At 61.3% G+C, this 1,951-nt stretch carries 1 protein-coding gene; it reads right to left on the bottom strand.

All coding sequences use genetic code 11. From position 1 onward, the window contains the following. Positions 1-163: 163 nt before the first annotated feature. The gene (ltrA, locus tag CKO42_RS26360) at positions 164-1,498 is read right to left on the bottom strand and encodes a group II intron reverse transcriptase/maturase (RefSeq protein WP_200252396.1); all 1,335 of its coding nucleotides are present in this window, start codon (positions 1,496-1,498) and stop codon (positions 164-166) included. Between the last annotated feature and the right edge of the window lie 453 nt (positions 1,499-1,951).

The raw sequence follows: 1,951 nt of genomic DNA, 5'->3' as shown, positions 1-1,951 counted from the left end.
GGTAGAGTAGAGAGCAGGCATCCCGCGCCCGTAGACCCGGCCTATCTGTTTCCGCCCCTTTCGTTTGGCGGTGCCTCAATAGCCGAATCCTAGTCATGGGATACCAGCCCTCCCTCATCAAACCGTGCATACAGTTCTCCCGTACACGGCTTTCCGATGTGCTTCACGCCGAGGCATGCGCCGATGTCCAGCCTGCGGTGGTTGGGACTTTGAACAATCCAAGGTGGTCGTAGACATGCGCATTGGGAAAGCGGGTGTATCCTTGCGCCCGGCTCTGGAGCTTGTGGCGGCGACGCAGTTGCGTGCGCATCCGCTCCTCGGCATGCGTTTTTACCCGACCAAGAACCCTTGAGCAGTTGCGATAGTGGAAGTAGCCTGACCAGCCCCTGAGGGCTTGATTGACCTCGCCGATCATGTCCCTGAGCGCCACCGGGGTTCGGCGACGCGCGGTCAGTTCCGTGACCCGGTCCTTGATGCGTTGCTCGGCCCGTTTCGATGGCTCCACGTGCGGGTAACCCTTGCCGCTGCGACGGCTCGTTCGCCAGGCAATCCGAAACCCCAGAAAGTCGAACCCGTCGGCGCGCGCATCGACCACATGGGTTTTCTGCACGTTGAGCGTGAGGTCCAACTTCTCGAGGACCGCCGTAAAGACGGCCATGGGCTTCTCGGTGCCGTGGCGACAGAGGATCACCGCATCGTCGGCATAGCGCACCAGCCGTGCGCCGAGTCGACGCTCCAAGTCGTGCCGCACCCAGATCCGGTCCAGGAGATGCAGATACAGGTTTGCCAACAGGGGTGAGGCGACGCCGCCCTGCGGGGTTCCCCGTCGATTCCCTTTTCCGCCCGTGGGACGGCGCTTGCCTTGCTCGTCTTCCTCAATGACCGGGGCTTTCAGCCATTGCCGGATGAGTCCCAACACGGGACCATCGACAATGCGTTCAGCCACCACGGCCATGAGCTTGGCATGGGGAATCGTGTCGAAGTATTTCGATAAATCCGCATCGATGACTTGGGTGTGCCCCCGAAAGAGGGCCTCGGCAATCGCATCGATCGCATCATGGGCCGAGCGCTGCGGGCGGAATCCATACGAGTGCTCGCAGAAGTCCGCCTCGAAGATCGGCTCCACCACCAGCTTGAACGCCATCTGCACGATCCGATCCCGGATCGTGGGAATCCCTAATGGGCGCTCGCTGCCATCCGGCTTGGGTATCCAGACCCGACGCACGCCATCCGCGCGATACGTCTTCTGCTCCAGTTCCTCACGCAGTCTTGCCAAGTAGGCGTCTTTTCCGATTCCTGCCTCGATCGCCTTGAACGTGACACCATCAATCCCCGGTGCCCCGCGATTGGCGCGGACGCGCTCATAGGCATGACTCAGAATGTCCGCCCGATAGAGTTTGTCGTACAAGGCATAGAAGCGGAACGCCGGCTCTTGCTTGGCCTTGGCGTAGAGCTTCCGCTGCAACGTCCTGATCGATGTGGGAGTTGTTAGCGACATGGCCGCAATCTCCTGATCCTCCGCGCGTTGGTTGCGTGCACAAAGTAGGGCTCCTTTCCTCGGGCCGGGTTATGTTGTCCCAGGCCCTCAAACGGTACTATGAGCCCCTCCGACTCCCGTGATGGCCCGCGTCGACTTCGGACTCGCCTTATACGGCACGGTTGACGGTTCTGCGCCGCCACCGTCACGGGTCTCCCGCACTGGGACCGATCAACTTCCACCACATGCCACCCCTGCTACCCCGGAAGAATCGATGGGACGCTCTCGTTGTCTCTTCCCACCGGCGGCGGCCTTCCCCTTCTGACCACAGGGTCGGCTTCTTCGATTAAGTGACGAGGCTACCTCTAGGTTCGCTTGCGCTGCGGCCTGCGGTTTTGCACCCACGAAACTCACGACCCTTGGTTACCCAAACGCCGCTCCGGGGCACTACAGTGGTGTACGAGCAACTCCATC

Source organism: Lamprobacter modestohalophilus (assembly GCF_016583905.1).
GTDB classification, from domain to species: domain Bacteria; phylum Pseudomonadota; class Gammaproteobacteria; order Chromatiales; family Chromatiaceae; genus Lamprobacter; species Lamprobacter modestohalophilus.
The sequence above is the reverse complement of the archived record's forward strand: the minus strand, read 5'-3'. Positions and strand labels throughout refer to the sequence as shown.